Origin of the sequence: Clostridium sp. LY3-2 (genome assembly GCF_024705715.1) — a bacterium.
In the GTDB taxonomy this organism is placed as follows: Bacteria; Bacillota; Clostridia; order Clostridiales; family Clostridiaceae; genus Clostridium.
Genome location: NZ_JAMDLQ010000018.1, coordinates 41280 through 67964 on the forward strand (window position 1 = coordinate 41280; position 26685 = coordinate 67964).

The following is a 26685-nucleotide window of genomic DNA, read 5'->3' on the forward strand; positions in this document are numbered from 1 at the left end:
CCTCCTAATCTAATAATGTTTTTGCCTTAGTGTAATTAAATACTGGTCCTTCAGTACATACATAAGTTTCATTAATTCTGCAGTGCCCGCATTTACCAACTCCGCAAGACATTTTTCTTTCAAATGAAACCCAAATCTTTTCTTCTGGTACATTTAAGTTTAAGAAATCTAAAGCTGTAAAGTGCATCATTACAGGAGGTCCAACTATTATAACCTCATAGTTATCAGAGAATTTATTTAATGGTAATTTATCTAAATGCTTAGTTACCATCCCTTGCTCAAAACCTTCTTTTACTCCATTATCTAGAGTATAGATTGTGTTAAACTTTTCTTTCCACTTTTCTAATTCATCTTTAAATAATATTCCGCCTTCGCTTTTAAATCCTAAGATAAGATTTACGCTTTCAGCCATACCATCATTTTTATATAATTCATTAATTAAACTTCTTACTGGTGCAACCCCTGTTCCCCCAGCTACTATTACGATATTTTTACCTTTGAATTTATCAATAGGCCATCCTTTTCCGTATGGTCCTCTTAAAAACATTGTATCTCCAGCTTCTAAGTTAAATATGCAATCTGTAACTTTACCTACTGGACGAATAGTAAAGTCTAAGTATCCTTCTCCAAAGGCACTTACAGAAATAGGAGCTTCCCCTACCTTTGGTATTGAAAGTTGTAAAAATTGACCGTGCTCTGGTACTATGTCAGTAGCAACTCTGTATGTATACTCGCTGTCACTTTCTTTAGTCACTTTTATTATTTTATATGGGCTTGGTGTTAAAACATTATCTACCATTACTTTTTACCTCCAGAAATTTCTTCGATTGCTTTTGAAAGTTTATTAATAGTTGCTGTCATTGATATATTTTCAGGACATCTGTCTGTACATCTACCACATCCAACACACATATTAACTCCAAATTTTTGCTTATAATCGTGAACTTTATGAAGAACTTTGTATCTCATTCTATCGCCAGCTGTATTTCTAAAAGAGTGTCCTCCAGCCATAGTATCAAATCCTGCGATTTGGCATGAAGCCTCAACTCTTCTTCTTTCACCAACTTTTCCGTTTTCGCTATAAGCTATATCTCTAGTAGTAAAGCAAGTACAAGTACTACAAGCAACAGTACAGCTACCACAGCTTATACATCTTTTGTTGTACTCTTCCCACATAGGATGTTTGTGAATCATCTCTAAAGTAACTTCGTCTTTGATTTCTGGAATATTTACTTTAGCAGTATTTTCTTTTATAAAATCAATTTTAAATTCTTCTTCTTTTTTATCTTTAAAGTAATCTTTAAATTCTTCATCTTTTAATTCAAAAGAAATTGAATCTTCGTTAAATCTTACTCCTAAACTATAGTTTTCAGTTTTATTAGTATTCATTGCTGTGCAGAAGCAAGTATCAAATCCGTCTACACATTCCATACATACAAACTTAACTCTATCTCTCATTCTCTTATAGAATTTATCTTCGAATCCACCATTTTCAAGATATATTTTATCTTGTCTTTCTTGAGCATTTATATCACAAGGTCTTAAAAATATAAGTATTTTTTTGTTGTGAGCTGGTTTGCTCTCTCTAAATTCGTCTTCTGTAAAATAATAAAGTGTTTGATTTACAGGTGATATTACTTCCTTTGCAGGGAAATCAGATTTTTCTTTATATACTATGTCGTTAAATTCTTTAACTTCTGCATATTTTATTAGATCGGTATCTGAATATCTACCTTCCTTTTCAAATCTTTTTGGTGCATAAATTTTGTACTCTTTTCCTAACTCTTCTAGGAAATTATTGAATTCTTCAATATTAAGCTTGTATCCCATAACAACTCCTCCTTTAACTAAACAAACGTCACACATTAACATTAACGTTTACATTATTTTACTCCTTTTTTCGCATAAGGTAAAATACTAAAACTAAATAATTGTAATAAGTATTTAATTATATATGTTATTTCTTTAACGATTTGTAAAATTAATTTATCTATTGACTTAAGTAATTTTTTAAACTAGAGTAAGTATGGATTTTAAAATTAAAGGGGGAATTTATTTGAAAAGTTACAAAGGTATTATCTATTCAATACTGGCTTCTGTAGCCTTTGGACTTATGCCTATATTTGCAAAATTCGCTTATATAAATGGTTCAAATCCTACTACAGTTTTGATATTTAGATTTGGAATATCATCAATAATTTTATTAGTTTATTCATTATTTAAAGGATTAACCGTGAAAATTCCTGTGAAAAAATTTACAATTTTATTTATCACAGGCTTAATAGGTTACACCCTTACGACTCAAACACTTTTTGTTTCATATAATTATTTAGGAGTTGGGCTATCTACTACGCTTCATTTTATTTATCCAGCATTTGTTTGCATTTTAGAATATTTATTCTTTAAAAATAAAATGAGTAGATCTAAACTATTTTCACTTATTTTTGCAGGGCTTGGAGTTTATTCTTTAGTTGCATTTGAAAATCATACGATGAGTACTATAGGATTATTCCTTGCTATCTTTTCTGGACTTTCATACGGAACTAACGTAATAATGCTTGCAATGGAGTCGATTAAAGATTTACCAAACGAAATAATAACGATGTATTTATCATTCGGTGCAACGGTTGGAATGATTATATATGGACTTTTTACAAAAGAGATTATTTATAGAGTTAATTTTGAAATGGGGATTTCTTATATTCTTATTTCTGTAGTTTCAACGATTTTATCAATAATATTCTTACTTAAAGGTATAGCTTTAATAGGTGCATCATCAGCTTCTATCTTAGGAACTTTTGAACCTATAATAAGCATTATAATGGGAGTTATCTTATTTAAAGAGCCTTTAAGCTTTTCACTTGTACTTGGAACAATTTTAATAATAATTTCTACAGTTATACTAGCTACAGATAAATCATCCTCTGAAACTATAGAAGAGATAATAGAAGAAAAAGCCACTACTTAAAAGTAGTCGGCTTTTTGAATTAACCTTTTGTTAATTCCTTCTCCCCTTTGAAATATATACTTACTGAAGGTGTATAATTAAAGTATAAAGATTGGAGGGGTATTTATGAAAAACTCACTTAAGCTAGAAAACGTATTTAAGTTTTCACTTTTTTCAATCCTGATTTTATATAGCTTTAAATATATTCCTTTCTTTTATAAAAACTATGTACTAAATGACACCTTTAAATATGTTTTATTACTGGTTTCATTAACTTCATTATTTTTTATTGATGAATATTTAACTACTCAATCTAATAATAATGTAATATTTGATTTTTCAATTTCTCTATCACTTTTATATTTTGTATCAAGAATAATACCGATACTAACATTAGTTCTTTATATAGGAATACTATATATGTTTTACAAGCTATGTACACATTACTTTAGTAAATTTAAAGAATCTGACGGAAACTTTTTAGACCTTTTACTATTAATTTTAAGTATATTTGGCTTGATATTTACTTTTCTTATAATTTAAATTAAAAATAAAATAATGAGTCTATTTTTTAAAAACTTTATGTATTTTAGTTAATATTTGTGTTTTTTATAACTTTTTAATATATAATTAGACCATAAAGATTAAACGTTTACAAGGAGCGTTTTAAAATCTTTTAGGAGGTGTAAAAATTATGACTTTAGATTTTATTTTATTTTGTATAGTTATTATTTTTGGAGGAATAAGTATTTATAATTATTTATGGGATAAATATGAACTTAGAACTTTACCTAAGATTTCAAGGTTAGAATCAAAGGTTACATTTTCAATAGCTATTATATATAGCATTATGCTTTTATACAGTTTTTACAATATGGAAAGTAGTATTTCACTTTCTTATATCGGCAAAAGCTTAGCTTTCTTTGGTTTCTTTGTGTTTTTGTTTTACTCATCAATCAAAGAAAAACTTACTTTAAAAAGTGTTTAATATGTCCAGACTAAAATATAAATAAAAAATAACCTCTACAAAATTTATAGAGGTTATTTTTTATTTATCATCTTTTATAATATCAATTTTGTGAGTATATATTTCACTTCCGTCAGCATTTACATACTGGTAAACTACTTTCATTTTATCAGTATTAATTAGCTCTATAGTACTTTGTAGCCCTTCTTTTAATTCAGGTTCTTTTTCTATTAAATTATCTTCCATAGATTTCTTAATCTCATCTGTAACCTTTACTCCCTCTTTTTGTTTGAAGGTATAAGTTAAAGTATTTCCTTTTGCAGTTATCGTAGTATCTTCTGGTAATCCTTCTTCTACCTTTTTTCTAAATTCTTTATTATTCATCATAGCTTCAACTGATTTAAATTTTCCATCTACAATACCAGAATCTTTATCTTTTTGATCTGAAACAGCTGTATCATTAGATGCATCAGTTTTAGGGTTGCTATTACATCCAGCTAAAGTAAAAATTGTTATTCCTATTAAAACAAATGAAATTAGTTTCTTTTTCATAAATTAAATTTCTCCTTTTATTTTAAATAATAGATTTTATTTTAATTATTCGTTTACAAATATGATTCTATCACACTATCTACGTTAATCCCAACTAAAGATGTTAATTATTAAATATAATCTTTCACGTATTTAACATATTATTTAATATTAACTAATATTTACTACATATTGTTAATTTATAATATTATGTAAAGAATCTTGTTTTGAAAGGGGCACAGGCAATGAAACGAAAATTTCTTTCTATACTTTTAATTTCTTCAGTGCTTTTAAGTAGCTTTTTATTTATTGGTTGCAAAGAAGATAAAAATGTAGAATCAAATAATGAACTTAAGACAACAGAAAATCAAGGCACTAATTCTCAAAATAAAAAAGATAACAATTCTACTTAAAAAGAAGAAGAAAAGAAAAAAGAAGATGTTGTAAAAAATACTAAAAAGAAAACAGTCTACTCTGAAAACAGCAATTCAAAAAATCAAAAAAGCGATACTACTACAAAAAATGAAAGTGAACAACCTTTAAATAAGGCTGAACTTGCAAAAAAAATAATTAAAACTGAAACCTCAAAAGATATGACTGTGACTCCAGTTAACGTAATAAACCCTGGTAAGAATTTTTCTTATAGGAAGGCTTCTGAAAGTAGCCTTTACTACTGCAAAGAAGGTAAATTTAACCCTGAAGATTTATCTAACGGCTTTGTTATAGATTTCTTTGGAGAAGCTGAAGACGGCTCTTATCAGTTCAAAATTACTAGCTATGATATGCTAAAAAACGGAGGAGATGGAACAGTAGATTCAGGTACAGCTTATCCAAATGGTAATATTGTTATGAACCATTAATTAATACTAAATAGATTAGAATATTTTCTATCTATTTTAAACTTTTTAGAAAACGTATACACAATAGTATATATTTTATGTTAAATATATACTATAATATAAATATAAGGATATGATAGGAGGTTTTTATATGTCAAAAGATTTTATTAAAGGGACTTTAGTATTTTTTCTAATAGTTTCATTAATTACTATTTTAGTACCATTTACACCTTATGAGTTTAGTCTTTTCAATATATATACACCCCTTATGAATTCAGAATCTTGGATTCAAAATGTAACTATAAACTATAATATAGTCATTCTTTTTATGGTTTTAATATCTTGCATAACATCATTTTCTTTATTTAAAATTAGTAAAAAATAAGAGTAGCTTTAAAGCTACTCTTCTTCTTTATATAAACCGTCTTCTAATATTTTATTTGCTAAAATTCCAATGTTTACTTCCCTAGTATCCATATAAACATCTATAATTCTATCTGCTAAAATTACTTCAACATATTCAATATGCTCTCCATTTTCATCAGTAAAATTTATTACATCAAATGTAAGTATCTCTTCTTTTAACTTCTTTTTAGTTATCATATGTCCTCCAAATAAAAAATAATCGTATTTTTAGATTATATCACAAATCTCTTTATTTATCCCTATACAACTACGCTTATAAGGCTTATTATAAAATAAGCTAAAAAATTTTTAGGAGACACAAATGAAAAAGAAAACTTTAATACTTGGAATAATAATAATTTTTTTAATTCTTTTTGGATTTTATATTTATCAAAACAATATTAATATAATGGAAGTTTTAACAGTTAATAATATAAAAGATTTTGTATTATCTTTTGGCATCTTTGGCCCAATAATAGCTATCCTTATTTGCATTTTAACTTGCATTACTACTTTTATACCTGGGTTTTTAGTAGTCTTTGCACTTTCTGCCTTATACGGATTTATAGGCTCTGTTATTATAACTATGATAGGCTACACTTTAGGGTCTATAGTTTGTTTTATCTTAGCTAAATATTTAGGGCGTGATTTCGTTTTAAAATATACTACTAAAGGAGCTATGAAAAAGCTAGATGACTTCTTAAAAACTGAAGGTTTTATGTCAATTTTGATTTCAAGGCTTTTACCTTTTATACCCTATAACTTAACTAGTTATTTAGCAGGTTTAAGTTCAATAGACCTTAAAAGCTTTATTTTAGGGACAGTAATTGGTCAGATTCCAGGAACTTTAGCCTATGCTTATATAGGAAAACTTTTAACTGGCACTTCAAAATCTATATTTCTTGGGATTTCAATATTTTTAGCCCTTATCTCTTTAACAATTCTTCTAAAAAAAAGATATTATAAATAGTTATTTTAAAGAAACTCTATTTTCTGAGTTTCTTTTCTTTTTGAATAAAGTTATTCCTTATCAGAAATCCTAATAATAAGATTACGATTTTTAGAGGTGTTACTTATGAAAAAATATCCAAAGCTTTTAATTATAACTTTTTTAAGTTTGATCTTTTCTTTATTTTCTCCTTTTCCTGCTTTTTCTTATGATTCTGATGTTACTTTAGTTTTAGATACTCAATACTCTATAGACCTTCCTAAAAATTTTAGAAAATGTGCAGATTCTGAGATATCTAAAATTAATTCAAATCTAAACTTAACTAACTTTGATGATTTAAAAATTTCTGGTAGCGCACAGTTTACGGAGCAATCTTTAGATTTAGTCTTAAACGCTATAGGAAAAACTTATAAGATAATAGATGTAGACTTAAGAGAAGAATCACATGGATTTATAAACGGCCTTGCAGTTAGTTTTAAAAACTCATTAAAGAATGCAAACGCTGGTCTTTCATTAAAAGAAATCACAAATAAAGAAAATGAATTACTATCTTCTATAAAACTAAATGAACCCTTATCTTTAAGCAGTTCATCATCTTCTATAAAAGAAATAATTCCAATTTCAGTAGAAAATGAAGAGACTCTTTGCAAAAAAAGGCTTGTAGATTATTTTAGGATCCCAGTAACAGACGGTAACTTACCTTCTCCTGAAATGGTTTCTAGGTTTGTAAATTTCGTTAATTCACTTCCTGAAAACGCTTGGCTTCACTTCCACTGTAAAGCTGGCGCAACTAGAACTACAACCTTTATGATTATGTACGATATTATGAAAAACTGTGATTTTGTTAGCCTAAACGATATAATCGATAGACAAATCTTTATTGCAAATTTGCCTAAAGCTGATACTGTAGACTTTAAAACTGGTAGGCGTTTAGATTTCTTTACTGAGTTTTATAAAAGCTTTAAACTTAAAAATAGCAAACTAAGCGTTTGCTATTTTTAAATCCTCTGTCTTTTCTAAAACTAAATCCTTGTATTTATATCCTATCGGAATTATATCTTCACAAGAAAAAAAGTTAACCTCAAAAGATTTTTTATCTATCTTTTTAATATCTTCAATATAATTTTTATTAAGTGCAAAAGCTTTGTGGCACCTTATAATATTTTCATCGTCTATGATTTCTAATAACTTTTGTAACCCATAACCCTTAGCTAAAACCTTTCCATTTTTAGTCCTTAAGATGCAGTTCCTATCTATATACTGGATAAAAATTATGTCTTCTAAAAATATCTTTGTTTTTATGGTATTTGATATATTAAAAATGATGCTTTTTCCTTCTTTAGTCGAACTTAAGCTTCCGTTTTTAAAAAGATTAATTATATTTATTATCTTATCTTCTTCAAAATTTTTATTTAAAAAATCATGATTATATCTAGTTTTTAAATTATCTAATATGTATTTTTCTTCTTCTGTAACTAGTATAACCTTAGTTAAAGCATATTTTTCATCTCTTATTATATCTTTTGCAAACTCTATACCTAATCTATCTTGCAAATCTATATCTAAGAAAAATAATGAAATCCTTTTCTTTTTAATGATTTCTCTAGCTTCTCTTACATTTTTTGTAGAGTAAACTCTATAATCCCAAAAGTTTTTCTCTATTGTTTTGACTAATTTTTCCCGAACTAACTTTTTCCCCTCTAAAACTAATATGTTCAACTCTCCACCCCCTATAATTTTTATGATATCCTTTTTAATACTTTTTTACAATATTTTTGAATAATTTATGTTTATATTTTATTCAATTAATTGGAATACTATATTTAATAAATCTTTAGGAGGCTACAATGGATTTTAAGAGTTTTATAACAAATTCAAACAGAATAACAAAATTTCTTTTGATACTTTCTTATTTAAGAGTAGTTACAATAGTTTATAACTCGATTTATATAATCCCTGTAACTCTTTTATTTATATTTCTTTTATTTTTAGCATATAAAAATAAAATTAAATACCAAACTTTATTTAATACCGTTTTAGCTTTATTTATAATAATTTTAACTGTATATATTTTTTATCTAAATTAATTAAGTATTTTTATTAATATTAAAGGGTGGTATCTTAAACCACCCTCATCTAAACTCATCCCTATTTTAATTCAATATAAGCTTTCCCTTTTTCATCTACAGATTTTATAACCACCTTAGAATGTTTAATATCTAATTCTTTATTTATAATTTCAAATGATTCTGAAGACTGGTTTTTATCATAAAAACATATAATAGTAGTTTTATTATTATCTTTAGGTAAACTTATCTTTTGTTTAGAGTACTTTTCAATAGAAATATCGCTTTTAACATCATCTGATACTATTTTAATATTATTAATTGTTTCTCCTGTAGTATTTTCAATCTCAATCTTATTACTTTTATAGTTATAAAATAAAACTCCCAATATAACAATTATAAAAAAAATAATCAGTGAATAAATATATCTTTTTTTAAGCATAAGTTTCCCCCTTAATCAAAATAACTATCTCATAACCTTATTATATATACTTATTTCCATTTTATAACATATATAGTACAATATACAATGTATTTGTATTTTAAGGAGTTTTATATGTTAAATAGTATTTATTCAAAAACTTATAAAAAATTAGATTTAATTTTTGTTTTTACTTATTATTTCTATATATTTATCTTAAGTATGTTATATTTTAAAATAATAACTAATAACATCCATTACTTTAATAATACTTATCTTAAACTTATAGCAAATATAAGTTTAAATTTATTTCAGCTTATTCCAATTATTATATTTATAAGATATAGAGGTCAAAGCTTTAAAGACATCGGAATCTATTTAAATAATATTTATAAATTGATATTTAAAGGTGTACTTTACTTTGTACCACTCCTAATTATCGATATAATCTTTTCAGATCAAAAAATATCTTTTAATACATTATTTAGCATTAATTCAATAATACAATTAGTAACTATAGCTTTAATTGAAGAAATAATTTTTAGGGGCTTTATTCAAAGTAGATTGTTTGGAATATTTAAAAATAAAGTTTTTGCCCTTATTTTAGGCTCATTAATGTTTTCTTTAATTCATTCTAGTAAATTCTTAATTATTGGTTTTACAAATATAAGTCTTATATCTTTTCTAATAGGCTCTTTAAGACTTTCATTAAAACATATTTATTATACCTTTATAACTAACAATACAAATTCTATTATTCCTTCGACTATATCCCACTTCCTAAACAATATTCTCTCTTAAACTAATAAAAACTTCATCAAACCAGATGAAGTTTTTATTGTTATTTAATATACTTTTCAATTCCTTTTATACAAAGAATATGTCTTTTTTTTAGCTTTTCTGCATCTTCTTCTTTCCATACTTCTAGAATCTTATCCATTTTATCATTAAATATTGCTGCTAACTCCTTTGAAGTATAGATGTAATTTAAGTCAAGTTCGTAAAAATCTATTAATCTTTTATCTAAAACTTTGTTCCACTCATCTTTTGATACTATTCCATTTATAGGACTTATCCTATCTTTACAAATTCCATTTATACCAATAAATTTACAAGGCCTACAGATATCATCCTCTTGAATTGTAAGCTTTAACTTTAAATTTTTATCATTAACAATTAAATTTGCAACCTTATAAAAGTCATGATAAAACTCTTCATCAGGTTTAAATATCTCTATTCCTGAACCGTAAAGTTTTATTATATCTAGAAAATGATGTGGTTTTATTGATATGACCATACTTTCCTACCCTCTTTCCTATCTTTCGAAAGGATATTTAATTCCAAATGACTCACGTAGTGAATCCATTATATCCATAACATCAGTAGATAACTCTAATGTGTTTTCTCTTTTATTATTTAAAATAGCATCATTCATATATGCTATTTCATATTCTAAAGCCTTATTAGAATCTCCTGCAATTACTTCTTCTACTCTCCCGTCTAAGTAAGTTATTATCGCTTTATTAGCTCTTGGAAAATCATCTACAGTTATAAACCCATTAGTACAAGCAACTATACCTCTTTTTGGCATTTTAGCTCTCATAGTCAATGTTACTACAGCCATCTCATCATTTTTATTTTTTAAAATGATTCCTGACTGTTCGTCTACTCCAGTTTGATATTTTTTAACTGTTGTTAAAATCTCGCAAGGGTTCTTACTTAAAAAGCTTCTAACAAAAGATAATGCGTAAGTTCCTATATCTAAAAGAGCACCCCCTGCTAAATCCTTATTAAAGAATCTGTTACTCGGGTCATCTTCTTTGCAGCTTCCAAATGTTACGTTTATCATCTTAAGCTCACCAAGTTCTCCTTTTGCTAATTTCTCTTTAAGTTCTTTATAAATTGGCATATGATAGATAGTCATAGCTTCTTCTAAAACTAATCCTTTTTCTTTTGCTATATCTTTTACTTCTTTAAGCTCATTACTATTAACAGTAATAGCTTTTTCGCATAATACGTGCTTTCCTTTAAGTAATGCTTTTTTTATGTACTCATAATGGTTTGAATGTGGAGTTGATACGTAAATTACATCTAAATCCTTATCATCTAAAAGCTCATCGTAGTTTCCAAAAGCTTTAGTAACCCCAAACTCATCTTTAAAATTATTTGCTTTTTCTAAATTTCTAGAACCTACCGCATAAACGTTTCCATTAACCTTATTTAAAGCTTTTGCAAAGTCTTTTGCTATTGTACCTGGTCCTAAAATTCCCCATTTTAAATTTTTCATAGCCTCACCTCATTATTTATTTTTATTTTAAGTATACCACTAATTCTAATTTAAATTAATTACTTATAGATAAAGAAAAAAAATGATGTTTTAAAATATATTTAAAACACCATTTTTCTTTATCTAATTCTATAAAACTCTAAAGATCTCTTAGCTTCCATCCTTATAACTCCACTACTTTTAGATACAATTCTCTCTAATTCATTCTTTCCTTCTAACTTATTAAATGCAGAAAGACAAATTATTAATTTCCACTTCAAAAGATCGTCATTAGAATATTTTTTTAGGGCTAAAATTATTTCTTTAACGTTTTCTTCTGTAGATAAAATCCTATTGTGGTAAACTAAAAATCCTATTGCATCTATAACTTCTGCAATTGCCTTTCTATTCCCATTCCGCAATACATCTAGTAAAACTATCATAACTTCTTTATCCATGTGTCCAAAGGTTCTACTTATTAAATCACGAGGCAGGGGATACGTTTTCTTTCTTGATACAGTTTTAGGAACAGACTTGTATTGGTTATTACCTATTTCGCCTAAGTAATTTACCATAAGCTTGGCCCCTTTTATTCCACTAAGTCTTAAAAATTCGCAGATTTCTAATCTTGTGTATAGTGCTTTTTCTTTTAAAAGCATTTCTAGTAGGTTATGTACAACTTCTAAATCATTGTATTTTTCAAGTTCTATAAGCCCTCGTACGGCCATAGTTCTATCACTTGCAGAATCTGAATTTAATAATTCCTCTAGTTTATCTAAAGGTTTTCCTACTATGCCATCTTCATAAAATCCTCTTTTCTTTAAACTATCATTGTTACTTTTCATGTTCTAACTCCCATCAAATAAAAGGTATTATGTAAAGCAAAATACAATTTTTTCTATATTTATAAAGTATTTTGTTTTTTCTTGATTATATTGTAACATTATTAATAAAGTAATTCTATATTTATCTATTTATCAATAAAATTATTTATTTTTCAAAATATTTTATTCCTATAAGGATTTTAGAAATAAATTTTATCCTAGAACTCATAATTCACATTCTTAAAATAAACTATTTTAACTTTTTGAATATAGATATATTAAGATAAATTATTCGAGGTGAATTTTATGAAAATTGCAGTCAGAGGAGGGCATAATTTTAGTGTTCCAGGGGCTAGAGGTATAATCGATGAAACAACTGAAGATAGAAAAGTAAAAGACTCAATAATTAAATATTTAAAATTTGCAGGTGAGGATGTTTTAGACGTTACTCCTCCAGATAGTTATAATACAGTTTCTAGCGATTTAGTTTACGGAGTAAAAAAGGCAGCAGCTTTTGGTGCAGAGCTTTTTGTTAGTTGTCATTTTAATAAGGCATACGATAAATATGACGGTGCAATCGGCACTGAAGTTTTAGTTTATTCTAAAAACTCTGATATAACTATAGCAGAAAGAGTTTTAAATAATATAACTAACCTTGGTTTTAAGAAGCGTGGCGTAATTGAAAGGCCTGGGCTTTATGAACTTCGAGCAACTTCTATGAGGTCTATGATAATTGAAACTTGCTTTGTTGAAGCTACTAAAGACGTGGAATTGTACCGTTCTATAGGTTTTGATGCTATAGGTAAGGCAATTGCTGAAGCTATCTTAAATAAAAGTATTTCTTCAAACTCAAACCAAACCCAAAAGCCAAATCCTACTCCATCTAAACCAAACCCTGTTATAAAACCAAATCCTACTCCTGAAAAACCTAAACCTAATTTAGAAAAACCTAAAGACAAATGGGTTGGTTTATTACAAGCTGAATTAAATAAACAATATAACGCAGGGCTTTTAGTTGATTCTATTGCAGGCCCTAAAACACTTGCTTCTTGTAAAGTTATAAATAGTGGAGCTAAGGGCAATATAACAACCCTTATTCAAAAAAGACTTATAGAGTTTGGGATTTCTTGTGGAAAGTACGGAGCAGACGGTTCTTACGGCGCTTCTACAAAGGCAGCAGTTATAAATTTTCAAAAGATGAAAGGTCTTTTCCCTGATGGAATAGTTGGAAAAAATACTTGGGCTAAACTATTAAAATTGTAGTTTACTTTTATGTAAACATAACTGTAAATATATTTGTATGCAAAATAAATCCTAGTAAATAATAAAATTTACTAGGATTTTAATTTTAATTTGACGCAGCGGCTGCGGCAGCTGCACCTGCTGCTGCACTAGCAGCTGCTATTTGGATTACTAATTGAATATTTAAAGTAATATTATTTGTAGTATTAATTATCTTTAAAGATTCTTCATCGCTTATTAAAGTAGAATATTTTGATGCTACTATTCCTATAGCAAACATATTTCTAATATTTGATGACATACTAAATGTCCCAAACCCATATTTTTCTTTCATAATTTTTATAGTATCTTTAACTTCTTCTGCAAATTCTTTAGGAGTTCCTGTTATAAATGCTGAAACCCCAATTAAAGGGTAAGCGTAACTATTTAGCCTTATGCCATATCTAGAAAGTTCGTTTGTAAAGGCTGATACCTTTTTAGCCTTTTCACCTACATCCCCATTAAATAATACTAAAATATGAGATAAATTTTGAAGCTTGTTCCCTCCAAAAATATGATCTTCTTTAAGTATTTTGTATTGGGCTTCAATTTCTTCTAAAGTTTTATCAAGATTCTCAGAAGTTACAGCAATCATAGCTGCAGCTGAAATATCTTCGTGTCCTGTTAAAAACCAGTGATTCTTTTTCATAGAATCGTATACATATTTAGTTTTATCTATAGCTTTATAGATATCAATATTATCCCTTGAGTTAAATATTATTTGCGCTGCTAAAACTAAATACTCATTAGAAAAAAAGTTCTTTTTTAACCTTTCATAGATTGCATTAATTTCTCTAAAACTTGTAGTCATATTATTAGTAAGTGATATTGTTACTGCAACATTTAAAAGATTATTTCCTCTAAAATTAGAAAAAACTATAGTGTTTTCTTTTATAATCTTTATAGCTTCAGTTATTCTGTTAGAATTTGCTCTTATTCCCCTTAAAGTTAAAGATAGGGCGGCACATTTTCTAAAACTTGAATTAGTAAATATACCACATGATTTTCTAAGCTCCTCATCATTAAAAACGAGAAGATCAATTTTTTCAGAAACCATATATCTCACCTCTTTTATACCTTTACTAATATTATACAATATTTTAAACAGTTTTTGCTTCTAATCTAATCTTTTCATCAGTTATTCTCAAAAATATTTCCAATAATTCCATTTTATCAATAGAATATTTCAAAATATCGTCTTCAACTCTCTCTCTTTTATAATAATCGTGAGTATATCTATTTCTTAATTTTACTGCTGCTACTAAAAATTTACTTAAATCCTCATCTATAAACCCATAAAGGCAAGATTTCTTAATTAAATCAGGTCCTGAAAGCCTGTCTACATAGTTATCAGTCATTACTAAATATGTTTCAGCCATATCGATTATATATTCTGTAAAATCTTGAAAATATCCTATAATAGCTCTCTTTAAAAATATAGAATCTGTAGTTTTGTATTCTTTTATAGCCCCTTGCATAAGCTTTAAGGTGTCTTTTGCAGAATTAAACTTTAAATTTAAGCTTTCTTTTTTATATTTATAATAAGCTGCCATCTCTATTTTCCTCCATTAATTTAAGGTCTTTATTTATTTTATTATCTAGCCATTCATTTTCTCTATTATATTTATTAATGTATATTCTAAAATCTATTTCTTTATAATGGTCTAATATAAGTTTATCCGTACTATCTATATATTGATTTGCAAAGATAGTATCGTAATCTTTCATAGTTATAAATGTAAGATGAATATCATCATACTCGAAATAATCCTTTAAAATTGGAATTAGTTCTTCTTCAACGTCAAATTCATCCATAACATCATCTCTACATTTTATAAGAACGAGGATATCTATATCACTTATGCCATCTTTAAAAAAATCAGTTCCGTAACTTCCAAACACAGCCATAGAGATAACATTATTTAATTCTTTAAGCTTTAAATCTTTTAAACATTTCAAAATATATCCCACCTTAAATAGATTTAACATTGTTTCTTTATTATTCTTAATTATAACACATAGGCGTTTTTCTATTCTTTAATTTATTTTAGATTTAATTGCTACAGAGAAAAGCCTAAAGTTTTCTTTTAACTTTTTAGAATCCTCTCTGTTACTTAAAAAAGCTGTTTCTATTAGGATTGCTTTCATCTTAGTGCACCTTAAAACTGCAAAGTTTCCTTCTTTAACTCCTCGATTTTTTAAGTTTAAGCTTTTAGATATTTCTAAAGCTATCCTTTCTCCTAAATCTTTAGTTTCCCTATTTTTAAGGTTATAGATAAATACTTCTGTCCCGCTTGCATCCGCATTTAAAGAAGAATTACAGTGAATTGAAATAAATAAATCCCCCTTAAAGCTATTTCCTATATCGGATCTTTCCTTTAAGCTTAAAAACCTATCGTCTTCTCTAGTTAGTTTTACAGTAAACCCCTCTCTTAATAACTCTTCTTTTAAAGCCTTACTTATCTTAAGGTTAATATCCTTTTCTTTAAGTCCATTTGATATAGCTCCAGGGTCCTTCCCTCCGTGACCTGGGTCTATTACTATTTTAAAATTATTAGAGCTTTCTTTTAAATATAAAAGTTCTTTAGTTTTATCCTTTACTACTCCATCTTCTTTTAAGCCTTTTATCTTTTGAAAGAGTTTTACACCCTTAAAAGTTTTAGCTCCAGCGATTCCGTCTACCTTGCCTATATTTATCCCATTTTTAAGTATCATCTCTTGAATAGATTTAATTTCTATTTTTAACTTGTTTAAAGTTTTATCTCCTGCTATCCCGTCTACTGTTAGCTTAAAAGATTTTTGAAACTTCTCTACTCCCTTTTTAGTGTTTTCTCCAAATATAGAATCTAGTCCTTTAGGTGAAAATCCTAAAATATGTAGTCCATATTGCAAAAATAATACATTTTCTCCCTTGCTTCCTTTTTTTAAAACCATAAATCCCCCTATACATTCTTTATTTTTATCTATTACAATTAATAAATATGTATTTATATTTATTAGATTTAAAATTCACATAATTAAATTAAAAGTAACTTTTATAAAAATGTAATATAGTAAAATTATGTTATAATAAATAGAAAAAGGAGGAATCATTATGTTAAATGAAAAAATGGCAACTATGATTAACACACAATTAAATAGAGAGTTAGAATCAGCTTACATATACCAAGCTATGGAGCTTTATTTTGCATCTCATAACTTAGCTGGATTCCAAAACTTCTTCCACGTTCAAGTTCAAGAAGAATTAGCTCACGCTCACCTTTTCATAGATTATTTAAATCGTCTTGGAGGAAAGGTAGAATTAGAAGCTATCTCAAAACCAAACCAAACTTTCGATTCAGTTCTTGAAGTTTTTGAAGCTGCTTTAGCTCACGAAAGAACTGTAACTGGATGGATTTACGAACTTATGGGTGAAGCTATAGACGCTAGAGATTTCTCAACTCAAAGTTATTTAAAATGGTTTGTAGACGAACAAACAGAAGAAGAAGAAACTTTCACTGGAATAGTTGATAAGTTAAAATTCATAAACGGAGATCCACACGCTATACTATTATTAGATAATGAATTAGCAGCACGTACTTTCGTTCAACCTGTTATCTAATTTTTCTATATAATCTTAAAAAAGATAGCTTAAAGCAATTTTAAAAATTGCTTTAAGCTATCTTTATTTTTTTAAAATCTTATTATTAAAGATTAAAATAAAACTAAATCCTGTTATTATTAAACAAACTATTAAAGACGTTGTTAGATTATTATTTGAAAACCTACTTATAATAAAATTTACTATAACTGAAGTAATGCTTCCAAGAACAGAGTAAATTGATAGGATAGTCGCTCTGTTTTTAGTATCTTTTTTCATCCATTTATTTTCTATATCAGTGATTATTGGATAAATCATATAACTTATAGTTTCTACAACTATAATAAATACTATAGATAAAAGCCAGTTGCTTGTACTTATTAAAATACTTAAAGACAAGCCTAATAAAAAAATAAAAGCTAAAATAACTCTTCTTTTCCCAAACTTTCTAGTTAAGACGTTTACTTTATAAGAAAAGAAACCTAAAACTTGAGCCGCTGCACTTATTATTCCAAAATACTCTACAGCTATCCCTGACTTTAAATATTGAAGTTGATTTAAATAAACTACTATATTTGTGCATACCTCAATAAATAAGGTTATAGCAAGCACAAAAATTATCATCTCTTTTAAATTTATTACATCTTTAAATGCTGTTTTTAAACTCGATTTTTTATTAGAGTATGCATCCCTTTTTACATCTTTTAAAAAGAAACATAATATAAATGCCACAAAATAACTAAAAAAAGTTATTAAAACAGTAAGGTCAATACTAAACTTACTTATAAAACCAGATGCTATAGAGGATAACATTATCCCGACTATATAAAAGCTTTGCCAAATCCCATAAGCCTTTTCTCCATCATTTTCACCTATAGAATGGTATAAAAGTGCTGTATCAACCCCAGACCTTCCGGAAATTGCAATCCCCCGTATAAGCATCATTATTGCAAAGGCTTCAAACCCATACGATATATACATAATTAAAAATCCTAAAGCTGAAATTCCATAACCTATTATTAAAGTAGTTTTGTAACTAGTTTTATCTGCTACCCATCCCCAAGGAATTTCAAAAACCATAATTGATATTAAAAGAATAGATTCTAAATTATATATATTATCTAATGATACTCCCCTTGAATTTAGAAATAGTGTTTGAATAGGCACAAAAAATATAAGACCTTGAAATAATCCTATAAAACAAAGCAATAGAAAATTCCTATTTTTTATGTCTATCCCCTTAAAACATATATTCAATTTTTTCGCCCCCTTGTTATCTCTATTATTTTACAACAAAAAAATTAGCCCAAATCTCTTTAAAATTTAAATTTACCTTTTATTAACTTTTTTATTTAATCTTAAAAGGATAAAAAAAAGATAGCTTATATTTGCATTAAATATAAGCTATCTAAAAGATTATTTTTCTTCTAATTCTTCTTTTAATTCCGCTGATTCTTTTAAGATAGATGTACAATGAGGGCATCTAGTTGCCTCTATATTAATCTTACTAAAGCAGAATGGACATTCTTTTTCAGTTTCTTCTACAACTTCTTCTTCATTCTTAGAAGTAAGTGATCTAATTTTACCAAGTTGTCTAATTACAAAGAATATTGAAAAAGCTATAATTAAGAAGTTTATTAAATTATTTAAAAACATTCCGTAGTTTATAGTTGCAGCGCCTGCTGCCTTTGCTGCTTGAAGTGAAGGATATTCCTTTCCACTTAAGTTTATATATAGGTTTGAAAAATCTATCTTCCCTACTAATAATCCAACTAGTGGCATAATTATGTCATTAACTAATGAAGTTACAATCTTTCCAAAAGCACCCCCGACAACAACCCCTATTGCCATATCAACAACATTACCCTTCATGGCAAATTCTTTAAAATCTTTCCACATACCTTAACTCTCCTTTTGTTCTTTTGTTAATTGTATAAATTTTAAATATCAAATTTATAAATTTAATAAAACAGTAAAAAAATTGTAACAAATAAAAATACCTAAATCAATTAAACATTTGTAAACAATATTCTCTTAACTGTTCATAATTTATAAATTACTTATCCTTTTACTGAATGAATTCGGTTTCACCCTTTTCTTTAGTAAAATAGCTAAAATTTTCTTTAATTAATAAAAAAATTATGCGAAGTGCAATTTGTGCACTTTTTCTAAAATAAATACACTTATGTTAATAAATACAAATATGTTAACATTTTATTAAACGTTTACAGTTATTTTAGGCTTTAGGAGGGTATATGAATAAAAGAAATATTAAATTATTAATTTGTTTAGCAATAACTACATCAATAAGTGCAGGGTTAATTGCTTGCAATAATCAAACTTCAGCAAGCAGAGATTCTTCAATTAATTACACAGTTACAGGTGAAGCACCGGAAGAGATGGACATGCTATCTATGGAAAATAGACCTACAGCACCACACTGGTTTCCAAACCAACTTCTAAAATGGAATCCAGGAGAAGATGAAAATATAGAATACAACAAAAGTGTTGTTCCTTTAAAAGAAAGGGTCTCAAAAGATAAACTAAAACCGATAAATAAAACTCAAAACAAAGATATGAATGTTGTTGCTATTTCAATTATGAATGCTTCAACTAGCGGAAACCCATCACAAGGAACTAATAAATTTAGTTCAAATACTTTTACATACTGGCAGTATATAGATAAGCTAGTGTATTGGGGAGGCTCATCTGGTGAAGGAATTATAGTTCCTCCTAGCGCTGATGTTACAGACTCTGCCCACAAAAACGGGGTACCTGTTTTAGGTACAGTCTTTTTCCCAACTACTACTCACGGCGGTAAATTAGAGTGGTTAAATGAATTCCTAAAGAAAGATAAAGACGGTAATTTCCCTATGGTTGATAAACTTATAGAGGTTGCTAAAACTTTAAACTTTGACGGATGGTTTATAAACCAAGAAACAGAAGGAACTGATAAAAATCCTTTAACTAAAGAACACGCAGTTCTTATGCAAGAATTTATAAAACAATTCAAGTCTAAAGCTAAAGATAGCCTTGAAATAATGTGGTACGACTCTATGACTGAAGACGGTAAGATGGATTGGCAAAACGCTTTAACTGATAAAAATGATTACTTTTTAGTAGATGGAAATAAAGAATCAGTTTCAGACAGTATGTTCTTAAACTTCTGGTGGACTGAAAATGAACTTGCAAGTAAAAAATTACTTGAAGCATCAAACAAAAAGGCAAAAGATTTAAATATAAATCCTTATGATTTATATGCTGGAATAGACGTTCAAGCAAACGGAACAAACACCCCTATAAAATGGGATTTATTCGAAGGAAAAGGTAAAACGCCATTTACTTCTTTAGGGTTATATTGTCCTAGCTGGACTTATTTTTCATCTAGTTCTATAGATGAGTTCCAAGATAAAGAAAGTAGACTTTGGGTAAACGAATTTAAAGATCCTTCAAAAGATACGAAGGTATCTAAAGATGAATGGCACGGAGTTTCTAAATATGCTATAGAAAAAACCGTAGTTAACTCTCTTCCGTTTAATACAAACTTTAACGTAGGAAATGGTTATAATTTCTTTATAGACGGTGAAAAGGTATCAGCTTTAGATTGGAATAATAGAAGTTTAGCTGACGTAATGCCTACTTACAGATGGATAATAGAAAACGAAGGAAGTAACTCACTTAAAGGTTCAATAGACTACTCTAATGCTTATTATGGTGGAAACTCAATTAAGTTTATGGGTAAAGTAGAAGAAAATAAATCTTCAACTATAAAACTATTTAGCTCTGATTTAAAATTAGAAAAAGGAACTAAATTCACTTCAGCTTTAAGAGCTGACGGAGAATCTTCTGTTTCTTTAGTTTTAGGTTTTGATGACGGTTCTTTTGAAACTATAGATGGAGATAAAACTATAAATAAAGATTGGTCTACTATTTCTTTTGATGTATCAAAATATAAGGATAAGACTGTAAGTTCTATATCATATAAAGTAACTCCAAAAGCTTCATCAAATAACTTTACTTTTAATATAGGAAATATATCAATAACTTCATCTAAATCATTTGGTAAAGTAAATATTTCTAATTTAAAAGTAGATAATACTAAATTTGAAGAAGAGAATATGTTCTCTGGAGTAAGACTTTCGTACGATGTAGATTCACCTGAAAACTTAAGTCACTTTGAGATTTATAAAATAAATGATGATAAATCAAAATCATTCTTAGGTGCAACTTTAAAAAATAAATTTTACGTAGACTCTTTAAAAAGAGATGAAAACTCAAACTCTACTGAATTTGAAGTAGTTCCTATAAATAAAGATTTTAAAGCCTTCAAACCAAGCACTGTAAAGATGGAGTGGCCAGATAATAATATTCCAAGGGCTGACTTTAAGGTATCAAAAACTATAGTAGCTCCTTCTGAAGCTGTTGAGTTTAAAAACCTAAGTTCAAAGGTTTCTAAAGATTTTGAGTGGACTTTTGAAGGTGCAGATACTGAAAAAAGCACTGACGAAAACCCTATTGTTTCATACAAAAAAGAAGGAACTTACACAGTTTCACTTAAAGCTAAAAATGGAACTCACGAAGACACAAAAGTGATGGAAAAAGTAATAACTGTAACTAAAAACGCTAAAAATTACTCAAACATTTCAAAAGGTAAAGACGTAACTGCATCAAGCTTTGTAAATCCAAACGAAGCAGCTAAATACGCTTTAGATGGAAAGTTAGATACTAAATGGTGCGCAGTTGGTACTCCACCTCACAATATAACAGTAGATTTAGGAAAATCTATGACTGTATCTGAAGTTCGTATGTCACACGCAGAAGCTGGAAACGAAAGCCCTGATATGAATACATCAGATTACACTATAGAAGTAAGCGAAGACGGTAAAAAATTCGAAGAAGTAGCTTCTATAAGAAAAAATAAAGAAAAGATCTCATCAGATACTTTTAAACCTACAAAAGCAAGATATGTAAGAGTTAACGTATCAAAACCTACTCAAGGTTCTGATTCAGCTGTTCGTATCTACGAATTAGAAGTGTTTGGAATTAAGTAAGAAAAAGATGTTTAGCTTTTAAGCTAAACATCTTTTTTAATAATGGATTTAAATATATTTAGGTAATAACATTTTAACAAATTCCATGTTATCAAGTTCTTCTTCACGAACATAGTTTAATAATTCTATCATATATGTTTTGTGATGCCCTACAGCTTTTGAGAATGCAGATATAAATCTTATAATATTATCTTTGTTTTCTTTCTTATCATTTAAATATACTCCGACTAAACAGAATTTTATATAAGAATATCTAATTAAAAGCATCATATATCCATCAAACATATAATCTGATTCTGAAAATGGGAACATATAATTATACATAAAATTAACTAAATAATTTTCAAAAATATAACTAAACTCTTCTTCAAACTTTTCATTGTATTCTTTGTAGCCTTCTATATATTCTTCTTCGATTGAAATATCATCTGAATCTATATTAAACTTAAAGCCATCGTATAGCTTTCTTGCGTATTCTTTAAAGATTTCGTTGTCTATTTCATTAAAAACATCTAAACCTTCTATTAAGTCTTTATAAAATTCTACATTATCAATAAAAGAAATATCACGCATACCGTAATCATCATATATTTTTTTAGTATCGTATGTATTTATTAGATTTTCTAAATTACTAAAATCATTATAATTTTCATACTCTAAAGCATATAAAAATTCACCTAAGATATACATTCTTTCGTTTAATTTAAAACTTCTGTCTTTTATTATATTAATAGATTTTTCTCTTATTTTCTTAAAATATTTTAAAGGAGTTTTACTAAATCTATTATCATTTGTATCTAATTCGCTAGATATTATCCTTTTAGTTAAAACTATCTCTTTATCTATAAATTCTATCCCAGATTCTTTTGATAATAAAATCCTTGAAGCCTCAGGGCAAGAAACATCTAAAGACATCTCAAAACTAGAATCTACTTTGTTTAAGATTCTTGGAAAACAGGTACAAACATTTGATAAATACTCTTCCCCAAGATTTTTATATATGATGCAAAGATTATCTGAGTCTAAGAAAGCACATCTTTTCTTAGGCTTTAATTTAACTCTTCCAAAATCAACGTTATCATCGCTCTTTTCTTTATTTGCATAAAGTTCTTCTTCAAACATTTTTTTCATAACTTCATTGTTTGTGTCTTTATATATTTTGAAGGATTCTTTGTCAATATCTATATCCCAAGCTGTGCAACAGCTATCTTCGCAAGCTCCTCCAATACATTTAAATTCTTCTAAGTATTTTGGGCATTTAATTTTAATCTTTTCTTCCACTAAATTATCTTCCTTTGCTATTTAATCTTTCTTTATTTTACTACAGTTATTAAGGTTTGAATAATATAATTTAAAAATATTTTTAACAATTAATTACATTTTTTATATTTTATGTTGTACTTATATTGTAAAAAAGGGGGGATTTTATGAAATTTTTAAAAAAATTTGCTTGCTATTCATTATTAACATCAATCTTTATTCTATGTTTCCAATTTAATACTATGACTGCTGATGCAAGTCCTGTAAATGTTATTGGAGGTACTTGCTGTTCTAATCATGCAAGAAAAATGCATTTCAATCGTTATGAGTCAGGTACAGTTAAAATTACTAGAAACAATCATACAATTTATGATAGTAACGTTAATAGTACTGGTATTTATTATTATCCAGGTGAACAATTTTATTATGATAGTGTTTATAGATACTATAATTGTAAAAATGAAATGATGTATACTTTTGCTAGTTATGTAAATTCTTCAGGAGTTAGAAGATACATAATGACATCATATGATGGTGGAAACGGCCAAACATATGTAGATGGAATAAATGTATATTAATTTTAATTAAAAACACTTTTTAAAAGGACTATCTCTATTAGATAGTCCTTTTACTATATTTTAAGATTACAATCCCTGATTCACTCGTATACTCGTCTAAATGCAAATCTATCTTAGGGTTGTCTTTTAAAAATAAACTCCTTCCCTTGCCTAGTATAGTTGGAATCATACCTATAATATAAATATCTATAATATCTTCTTTTATAAACGGATCTATTACTACTCCTCCACCAAACAAGAATATATTTTTACCAGACTTTTTAAGGATCTCCATCTTTTCTACTATATTACCTTTTATAAAATGTATATTGTCATAATCTTTAAGGTCTTCTGATGTAGCAACATAAACCTCTTTATTAGTAAAATCTTTGTGGAAATTTTGCTCGTAGCACCTTTTTCCCATTAAAACAACATCTATTCCTTCTAAAAATTTAGAAAAATCAAACTTCTTTTCAGTATCTAAAGAATTATCTAAATCTCCCTTTATCCAATCAAATCCGCCATCTTCGTCTGCTATAAATCCATCAATGCTTATAGCTAAATTTAAAATTATTTTCCCTTCCATTTTAAACACCCTTTCTAATATCTTTAGTTTATCTATAATTATATCAATAATAAAAGAAGTTAAACTATAAAATTTAACTTCTTAATATTTAAATTTATTTATTCTTTACTGAATTTAGATTCATATCTAACTCTATCTCTTACAATCTGGCTTTTTAAAGATTCTTTATACTTTAAAAATACTCCGTCTTCTTTACTTTTCTCTTTTAAGTTAACTTCTTTATTAGAATTAGTTCCACTAACTAATAAAGAGCCATCTTCTTGTCCGTAAGCTGAAAATATATACGTTTTACCTTCTTCTGGAAGTTCATCTCCTTCATAAATCAATATAGATTCTTTATCAGAACTTAAGCCTCCAGCTTTAAAAATTTCTACATCATCTTTTAGCTCACCCTTTATGTTTTCAAGCACTTTTAAAGAATATTTAGTATAAGGGTCCTTGTACTCTTTTACCCCATCTTCAGTTTCAACAGTTACTGGGTCTCTATACTGAGTTCCTTCATATTTTACTACTTTTGCTAAAAAAACATAGTCTGCATCTCCTATAAGAGCATCTATATTATTTACATCTATAGCATATGAAGCGCAAAGGTTTGTCACAGGTAATTTTTTGTAATCTGATACTTTTATATCTTCCTTCTGATTATTACTAAATTTATATACTGTAGCCAAAGTAGAAACAGCTGATAATCCAATTACAAGTGCAATAATAGCTTTCTTATTCATTTTTCAAAACCCCCTTCTAATATTTTTTATATGCTTCATTATAAGAATCTTTGTCATTTTTAGTTAAAGATGATGTAATTATATCGTAGCCGTACATAATATCACTCTTTGTACTGTGTCCAAGCCCTAAAGCATGTCCTATCTCATGAGTTGCAACTCTAGTTATTTGAGTTCCACTTTGTTTATCTAAATTATATTTGTTCATTTTTATATAGCCATCTTTGTAAGTAGTAGCATTAATCGAATCAGCATTACTAACATCTGAAATAAATACATCTTCTATTACAGATAAAGAGTCTGGTCTTATTACGCCCTTCTTATGTGCTTCCCACTTAGATACCCCCGATTTTACGTTTGACATATATTTGCTGTTTCCATCGTAGTCTAAGTGTTTTCCTGAATCTACTAAGTCCCAACCTAGTAAATATGATTTTGCAGTAGCTGCTATAGGTTTTATGCAAATTATCGTCATCCCTATAACTAACCCCATAATAATTTTTCTTTTTCTCACTTATTTTCCCCCTTAAGTTACCATACTAATTATATTGTAGCTTAAAGTTATTTATTGTAAAATAAGTTATTTAATGTTTTTAAAATAAATAATATTTTATCCATAAAAAATTTAAAATAAAAAACTATTTTTAATTTTTTTATTAAATATTCATATTAATTCCATTTTATTTTGTAATCATTTAATAGCGGGATTAAATTTATAGAAAGAATGTGATTTTATGAAAAAAGGTATTATCCTTTTATTATTAGCTTTTTCAGGTTTTACACTGTATGGATGTAGTTCTAACGAAACTTCTACTTCCGCTCCGCCAAAAGTAGCTGAAAGTAACAGTAATGAAGCTAAGACTACAGATACAACTAAAGCTGATGCAACTAAAACTGACTCTGCAAAGGAAACTAAAACAGAAAAACCTTCTAAAAAAGAAACAGAACCTAAAAAGGATTCTAATACTAAAGATTCAAGCGTTACTGAAACAAACAAAACTAAGACTTCAGATTCAAGTTCAAAAGAAACTAAATCTTCGACCAAGACTGATAAATCTGAATCTAAAACTACAAATTCAAAAACTTCAGAAAAAAAATCTTCTAATACTAAAAATACTACTCTTAGTTTAAATAATTTAGCAGAAAAAATCTGTAAAAAAGACCTTGGTGACTTTAAATATATCACTCCTGTAAAAGTTACAAAGTCAGGTGATAAATTTAAGGCAACTAAAGACTCTAATAGTACTGTGTTTTATTGCTCTGACGAGCCTTTAAACCCTTCTGATATTTCAAAGGGCTGCCTAATTCAACTATTAAAGACAGGCGATGATACTTATCAATATAATGCAAAACTAGTAAAAGCTATAGAAAATGGCGGTCATGGAAATATTTCACGCGGAACTATTACATCAAATGGAGTTATTTCTTAATAA

At 27.5% G+C, this 26685-nt stretch carries 34 protein-coding genes; 15 read left to right on the forward strand and 19 right to left on the reverse strand.

The features are described from left to right. Window positions 1–4: 4 nt before the first annotated feature. Both asrB and asrA read right to left on the reverse strand, forming a co-directional pair. On the reverse strand, window positions 5–799 hold the full coding sequence (gene asrB, locus M4I33_RS06805; RefSeq protein WP_257916105.1) for an anaerobic sulfite reductase subunit AsrB: 795 nt from the start codon (window positions 797–799) through the stop codon (window positions 5–7). Continuing rightward, complete coding sequence (asrA, locus tag M4I33_RS06810; RefSeq protein WP_257916106.1) at window positions 799–1830, reverse strand: anaerobic sulfite reductase subunit AsrA; 1032 nt, start codon at window positions 1828–1830, stop codon at window positions 799–801. Before asrA ends, asrB begins: the two co-directional genes overlap by 1 nt. 226 nt (window positions 1831–2056) lie before the next feature. Between asrA and M4I33_RS06815 the strand changes: the two genes are divergently transcribed. From M4I33_RS06815 to M4I33_RS06825, 3 genes are all read left to right on the forward strand, one after another. Further along, window positions 2057–2968, forward strand: a complete 912-nt coding sequence (locus tag M4I33_RS06815; RefSeq protein WP_257916107.1) for a DMT family transporter — start codon at window positions 2057–2059, stop codon at window positions 2966–2968. Between the two features lie 105 nt (window positions 2969–3073). Next, on the forward strand, window positions 3074–3490 hold the full coding sequence (locus tag M4I33_RS06820) for a hypothetical protein (protein WP_257916108.1): 417 nt from the start codon (window positions 3074–3076) through the stop codon (window positions 3488–3490). Between the two features lie 151 nt (window positions 3491–3641). Continuing rightward, window positions 3642–3935, forward strand: coding sequence for a hypothetical protein (locus tag M4I33_RS06825; RefSeq protein WP_257916109.1), 294 nt, complete (start codon window positions 3642–3644; stop codon window positions 3933–3935). A 60-nt stretch (window positions 3936–3995) separates the two neighbouring features. Here M4I33_RS06825 and M4I33_RS06830 read toward each other — a convergent pair whose 3' ends face one another. Further along, a complete protein-coding gene (locus M4I33_RS06830; RefSeq protein ID WP_257916110.1) occupies window positions 3996–4466 on the reverse strand; it encodes a DUF4854 domain-containing protein in 471 nt (156 codons plus the stop codon). Between the two features lie 224 nt (window positions 4467–4690). Here M4I33_RS06830 and M4I33_RS06835 point away from each other — a divergent pair, with 224 nt between their 5' ends. The 3 genes from M4I33_RS06835 (at window position 4691) to M4I33_RS06845 (ending at window position 5669) form a co-directional block, all read left to right on the forward strand. After that, window positions 4691–4858, forward strand: coding sequence for a hypothetical protein (locus tag M4I33_RS06835; protein ID WP_257916111.1), 168 nt, complete (start codon window positions 4691–4693; stop codon window positions 4856–4858). Between the two features lie 186 nt (window positions 4859–5044). Continuing rightward, window positions 5045–5305, forward strand: coding sequence for a hypothetical protein (locus M4I33_RS06840; RefSeq protein WP_257916112.1), 261 nt, complete (start codon window positions 5045–5047; stop codon window positions 5303–5305). Window positions 5306–5435: 130 nt separating this feature from the next. After that, a complete protein-coding gene (locus tag M4I33_RS06845; RefSeq protein WP_257916113.1) occupies window positions 5436–5669 on the forward strand; it encodes a hypothetical protein in 234 nt (77 codons plus the stop codon). Between the two features lie 14 nt (window positions 5670–5683). Here M4I33_RS06845 and M4I33_RS06850 read toward each other — a convergent pair whose 3' ends face one another. Continuing rightward, on the reverse strand, window positions 5684–5887 hold the full coding sequence (locus tag M4I33_RS06850) for a hypothetical protein (protein ID WP_257916114.1): 204 nt from the start codon (window positions 5885–5887) through the stop codon (window positions 5684–5686). A 124-nt stretch (window positions 5888–6011) separates the two neighbouring features. On the opposite strand from M4I33_RS06850, the gene M4I33_RS06855 reads away from it, so the two are divergent. Beyond that, window positions 6012–6659, forward strand: coding sequence for a TVP38/TMEM64 family protein (locus M4I33_RS06855; RefSeq protein ID WP_257916115.1), 648 nt, complete (start codon window positions 6012–6014; stop codon window positions 6657–6659). 105 nt (window positions 6660–6764) lie between these two features. Further along, window positions 6765–7640, forward strand: a complete 876-nt coding sequence (locus tag M4I33_RS06860) for a phytase (RefSeq protein WP_257916116.1) — start codon at window positions 6765–6767, stop codon at window positions 7638–7640. Here M4I33_RS06860 and M4I33_RS06865 read toward each other — a convergent pair. Further along, window positions 7620–8357, reverse strand: coding sequence for a LytTR family DNA-binding domain-containing protein (locus tag M4I33_RS06865; RefSeq protein ID WP_257916117.1), 738 nt, complete (start codon window positions 8355–8357; stop codon window positions 7620–7622). The genes M4I33_RS06860 and M4I33_RS06865 overlap by 21 nt on opposite strands. A 128-nt stretch (window positions 8358–8485) precedes the next feature. Between M4I33_RS06865 and M4I33_RS06870 the strand changes: the two genes are divergently transcribed. Beyond that, entirely contained in the window at window positions 8486–8725 is a 240-nt protein-coding gene (locus tag M4I33_RS06870; RefSeq protein ID WP_257916118.1) for a hypothetical protein, read from the forward strand. Between the two features lie 61 nt (window positions 8726–8786). Here M4I33_RS06870 and M4I33_RS06875 read toward each other — a convergent pair whose 3' ends face one another. Further along, window positions 8787–9146 carry a hypothetical protein gene (locus M4I33_RS06875; RefSeq protein WP_257916119.1) on the reverse strand — a complete coding sequence of 120 codons (360 nt, stop codon included), beginning with the start codon at window positions 9144–9146 and terminating at the stop codon, window positions 8787–8789. A 201-nt stretch (window positions 9147–9347) separates the two neighbouring features. Here M4I33_RS06875 and M4I33_RS16930 point away from each other — a divergent pair, with 201 nt between their 5' ends. Then, window positions 9348–9926, forward strand: coding sequence for a lysostaphin resistance A-like protein (locus M4I33_RS16930; RefSeq protein WP_374707701.1), 579 nt, complete (start codon window positions 9348–9350; stop codon window positions 9924–9926). Between the two features lie 40 nt (window positions 9927–9966). On the opposite strand, the gene M4I33_RS06880 is transcribed toward M4I33_RS16930, so the two are convergent. From M4I33_RS06880 to M4I33_RS06890, 3 genes are all read right to left on the reverse strand, one after another. Beyond that, window positions 9967–10422 carry a DUF1284 domain-containing protein gene (locus tag M4I33_RS06880; protein ID WP_257916120.1) on the reverse strand — a complete coding sequence of 152 codons (456 nt, stop codon included), beginning with the start codon at window positions 10420–10422 and terminating at the stop codon, window positions 9967–9969. An 18-nt stretch (window positions 10423–10440) separates the two neighbouring features. Beyond that, window positions 10441–11412 (reverse strand): Gfo/Idh/MocA family protein, encoded by a 972-nt coding sequence (locus M4I33_RS06885; protein ID WP_257916121.1) that lies wholly within the window; start codon window positions 11410–11412, stop codon window positions 10441–10443. A 119-nt stretch (window positions 11413–11531) separates the two neighbouring features. Further along, on the reverse strand, window positions 11532–12236 hold the full coding sequence (locus M4I33_RS06890) for a hypothetical protein (RefSeq protein ID WP_257916123.1): 705 nt from the start codon (window positions 12234–12236) through the stop codon (window positions 11532–11534). A gap of 285 nt (window positions 12237–12521) precedes the next feature. Here M4I33_RS06890 and M4I33_RS06895 point away from each other — a divergent pair, with 285 nt between their 5' ends. Next, window positions 12522–13478 carry an N-acetylmuramoyl-L-alanine amidase gene (locus M4I33_RS06895; RefSeq protein ID WP_257916124.1) on the forward strand — a complete coding sequence of 319 codons (957 nt, stop codon included), beginning with the start codon at window positions 12522–12524 and terminating at the stop codon, window positions 13476–13478. An 85-nt stretch (window positions 13479–13563) separates the two neighbouring features. Here the strand turns inward: M4I33_RS06895 and M4I33_RS06900 are convergent, their stop codons facing one another. The 4 genes from M4I33_RS06900 to M4I33_RS06915 all read right to left on the reverse strand — a co-directional run bounded on the left by M4I33_RS06900 (window position 13564) and on the right by M4I33_RS06915 (window position 16430). Next, on the reverse strand, window positions 13564–14553 hold the full coding sequence (locus tag M4I33_RS06900; RefSeq protein WP_257916125.1) for a DUF4003 domain-containing protein: 990 nt from the start codon (window positions 14551–14553) through the stop codon (window positions 13564–13566). A 43-nt stretch (window positions 14554–14596) separates the two neighbouring features. Then, a complete protein-coding gene (locus tag M4I33_RS06905; RefSeq protein ID WP_257916126.1) occupies window positions 14597–15049 on the reverse strand; it encodes a hypothetical protein in 453 nt (150 codons plus the stop codon). Continuing rightward, complete coding sequence (locus M4I33_RS06910; RefSeq protein WP_257916127.1) at window positions 15033–15455, reverse strand: nucleotidyltransferase domain-containing protein; 423 nt, start codon at window positions 15453–15455, stop codon at window positions 15033–15035. The genes M4I33_RS06905 and M4I33_RS06910 overlap by 17 nt, the downstream gene beginning before the upstream one ends. Before the next feature lie 78 nt (window positions 15456–15533). Beyond that, on the reverse strand, window positions 15534–16430 hold the full coding sequence (locus M4I33_RS06915; protein ID WP_257916128.1) for an N-acetylmuramoyl-L-alanine amidase: 897 nt from the start codon (window positions 16428–16430) through the stop codon (window positions 15534–15536). A gap of 160 nt (window positions 16431–16590) precedes the next feature. Here M4I33_RS06915 and M4I33_RS06920 point away from each other — a divergent pair, with 160 nt between their 5' ends. Continuing rightward, window positions 16591–17097, forward strand: coding sequence for a ferritin (locus tag M4I33_RS06920; RefSeq protein WP_194191418.1), 507 nt, complete (start codon window positions 16591–16593; stop codon window positions 17095–17097). Between the two features lie 63 nt (window positions 17098–17160). Here M4I33_RS06920 and M4I33_RS06925 read toward each other — a convergent pair whose 3' ends face one another. Together M4I33_RS06925 and mscL are read right to left on the reverse strand one after the other, a co-directional pair. Then, window positions 17161–18333: an MFS transporter gene (locus M4I33_RS06925; protein ID WP_257916129.1), complete on the reverse strand. Its 1173-nt coding sequence runs from the start codon at window positions 18331–18333 to the stop codon at window positions 17161–17163. Between the two features lie 159 nt (window positions 18334–18492). Next, a complete protein-coding gene (gene mscL / locus M4I33_RS06930; RefSeq protein WP_257916130.1) occupies window positions 18493–18975 on the reverse strand; it encodes a large conductance mechanosensitive channel protein MscL in 483 nt (160 codons plus the stop codon). Between the two features lie 356 nt (window positions 18976–19331). Between mscL and M4I33_RS06935 the strand changes: the two genes are divergently transcribed. Continuing rightward, complete coding sequence (locus tag M4I33_RS06935) at window positions 19332–22127, forward strand: discoidin domain-containing protein (RefSeq protein ID WP_257916131.1); 2796 nt, start codon at window positions 19332–19334, stop codon at window positions 22125–22127. Window positions 22128–22175: 48 nt separating this feature from the next. Here M4I33_RS06935 and fliB read toward each other — a convergent pair whose 3' ends face one another. Next, window positions 22176–23408 (reverse strand): flagellin lysine-N-methylase, encoded by a 1233-nt coding sequence (gene fliB / locus M4I33_RS06940; protein ID WP_257916132.1) that lies wholly within the window; start codon window positions 23406–23408, stop codon window positions 22176–22178. Window positions 23409–23629: 221 nt separating this feature from the next. Here fliB and M4I33_RS06945 point away from each other — a divergent pair, with 221 nt between their 5' ends. Beyond that, window positions 23630–23965: an SH3 domain-containing protein gene (locus tag M4I33_RS06945; RefSeq protein WP_257916133.1), complete on the forward strand. Its 336-nt coding sequence runs from the start codon at window positions 23630–23632 to the stop codon at window positions 23963–23965. Window positions 23966–24002: 37 nt separating this feature from the next. Here M4I33_RS06945 and M4I33_RS06950 read toward each other — a convergent pair whose 3' ends face one another. The 3 genes from M4I33_RS06950 to M4I33_RS06960 form a co-directional block, all read right to left on the reverse strand. Continuing rightward, the gene (locus M4I33_RS06950; RefSeq protein WP_257916134.1) at window positions 24003–24530 is read right to left on the reverse strand and encodes a dihydrofolate reductase family protein; all 528 of its coding nucleotides are present in this window, start codon (window positions 24528–24530) and stop codon (window positions 24003–24005) included. Between the two features lie 98 nt (window positions 24531–24628). Beyond that, window positions 24629–25255, reverse strand: coding sequence for a hypothetical protein (locus M4I33_RS06955; protein ID WP_257916135.1), 627 nt, complete (start codon window positions 25253–25255; stop codon window positions 24629–24631). A 16-nt stretch (window positions 25256–25271) separates the two neighbouring features. Next, window positions 25272–25766: a matrixin family metalloprotease gene (locus M4I33_RS06960; RefSeq protein WP_257916136.1), complete on the reverse strand. Its 495-nt coding sequence runs from the start codon at window positions 25764–25766 to the stop codon at window positions 25272–25274. A gap of 220 nt (window positions 25767–25986) precedes the next feature. Here M4I33_RS06960 and M4I33_RS06965 point away from each other — a divergent pair, with 220 nt between their 5' ends. Beyond that, window positions 25987–26682, forward strand: coding sequence for a hypothetical protein (locus M4I33_RS06965; RefSeq protein WP_257916137.1), 696 nt, complete (start codon window positions 25987–25989; stop codon window positions 26680–26682). Window positions 26683–26685 lie beyond the last annotated feature (3 nt).

What these genes read in the sequence shown, in the direction of transcription:
- M4I33_RS06845 (WP_257916113.1), top strand. Translation starts at nt 5,436, where the DNA reads ATGTCAAAAGATTTTATTAAAGGGACTTTAGTATTTTTTCTAATAGTT.
- M4I33_RS06885 (WP_257916121.1), bottom strand. Translation starts at nt 11,412, where the DNA reads ATGAAAAATTTAAAATGGGGAATTTTAGGACCAGGTACAATAGCAAAA.
- asrA (WP_257916106.1), bottom strand. Translation starts at nt 1,830, where the DNA reads ATGGGATACAAGCTTAATATTGAAGAATTCAATAATTTCCTAGAAGAG.
- M4I33_RS06895 (WP_257916124.1), top strand. Translation starts at nt 12,522, where the DNA reads ATGAAAATTGCAGTCAGAGGAGGGCATAATTTTAGTGTTCCAGGGGCT.
- M4I33_RS06920 (WP_194191418.1), top strand. Translation starts at nt 16,591, where the DNA reads ATGTTAAATGAAAAAATGGCAACTATGATTAACACACAATTAAATAGA.
- M4I33_RS06855 (WP_257916115.1), top strand. Translation starts at nt 6,012, where the DNA reads ATGAAAAAGAAAACTTTAATACTTGGAATAATAATAATTTTTTTAATT.
- M4I33_RS16930 (WP_374707701.1), top strand. Translation starts at nt 9,348, where the DNA reads ATGTTATATTTTAAAATAATAACTAATAACATCCATTACTTTAATAAT.
- M4I33_RS06860 (WP_257916116.1), top strand. Translation starts at nt 6,765, where the DNA reads ATGAAAAAATATCCAAAGCTTTTAATTATAACTTTTTTAAGTTTGATC.
- asrB (WP_257916105.1), bottom strand. Translation starts at nt 799, where the DNA reads ATGGTAGATAATGTTTTAACACCAAGCCCATATAAAATAATAAAAGTG.
- M4I33_RS06955 (WP_257916135.1), bottom strand. Translation starts at nt 25,255, where the DNA reads ATGAATAAGAAAGCTATTATTGCACTTGTAATTGGATTATCAGCTGTT.
- M4I33_RS06950 (WP_257916134.1), bottom strand. Translation starts at nt 24,530, where the DNA reads ATGGAAGGGAAAATAATTTTAAATTTAGCTATAAGCATTGATGGATTT.
- M4I33_RS06830 (WP_257916110.1), bottom strand. Translation starts at nt 4,466, where the DNA reads ATGAAAAAGAAACTAATTTCATTTGTTTTAATAGGAATAACAATTTTT.
- M4I33_RS06820 (WP_257916108.1), top strand. Translation starts at nt 3,074, where the DNA reads ATGAAAAACTCACTTAAGCTAGAAAACGTATTTAAGTTTTCACTTTTT.
- M4I33_RS06900 (WP_257916125.1), bottom strand. Translation starts at nt 14,553, where the DNA reads ATGGTTTCTGAAAAAATTGATCTTCTCGTTTTTAATGATGAGGAGCTT.
- M4I33_RS06945 (WP_257916133.1), top strand. Translation starts at nt 23,630, where the DNA reads ATGACTGCTGATGCAAGTCCTGTAAATGTTATTGGAGGTACTTGCTGT.
- M4I33_RS06835 (WP_257916111.1), top strand. Translation starts at nt 4,691, where the DNA reads ATGAAACGAAAATTTCTTTCTATACTTTTAATTTCTTCAGTGCTTTTA.
- M4I33_RS06915 (WP_257916128.1), bottom strand. Translation starts at nt 16,430, where the DNA reads ATGGTTTTAAAAAAAGGAAGCAAGGGAGAAAATGTATTATTTTTGCAA.
- M4I33_RS06905 (WP_257916126.1), bottom strand. Translation starts at nt 15,049, where the DNA reads ATGGCAGCTTATTATAAATATAAAAAAGAAAGCTTAAATTTAAAGTTT.
- M4I33_RS06890 (WP_257916123.1), bottom strand. Translation starts at nt 12,236, where the DNA reads ATGAAAAGTAACAATGATAGTTTAAAGAAAAGAGGATTTTATGAAGAT.
- mscL (WP_257916130.1), bottom strand. Translation starts at nt 18,975, where the DNA reads ATGTGGAAAGATTTTAAAGAATTTGCCATGAAGGGTAATGTTGTTGAT.
- M4I33_RS06825 (WP_257916109.1), top strand. Translation starts at nt 3,642, where the DNA reads ATGACTTTAGATTTTATTTTATTTTGTATAGTTATTATTTTTGGAGGA.
- M4I33_RS06965 (WP_257916137.1), top strand. Translation starts at nt 25,987, where the DNA reads ATGAAAAAAGGTATTATCCTTTTATTATTAGCTTTTTCAGGTTTTACA.
- M4I33_RS06850 (WP_257916114.1), bottom strand. Translation starts at nt 5,887, where the DNA reads ATGATAACTAAAAAGAAGTTAAAAGAAGAGATACTTACATTTGATGTA.
- M4I33_RS06935 (WP_257916131.1), top strand. Translation starts at nt 19,332, where the DNA reads ATGAATAAAAGAAATATTAAATTATTAATTTGTTTAGCAATAACTACA.
- M4I33_RS06880 (WP_257916120.1), bottom strand. Translation starts at nt 10,422, where the DNA reads ATGGTCATATCAATAAAACCACATCATTTTCTAGATATAATAAAACTT.
- M4I33_RS06870 (WP_257916118.1), top strand. Translation starts at nt 8,486, where the DNA reads ATGGATTTTAAGAGTTTTATAACAAATTCAAACAGAATAACAAAATTT.
- M4I33_RS06875 (WP_257916119.1), bottom strand. Translation starts at nt 9,146, where the DNA reads ATGCTTAAAAAAAGATATATTTATTCACTGATTATTTTTTTTATAATT.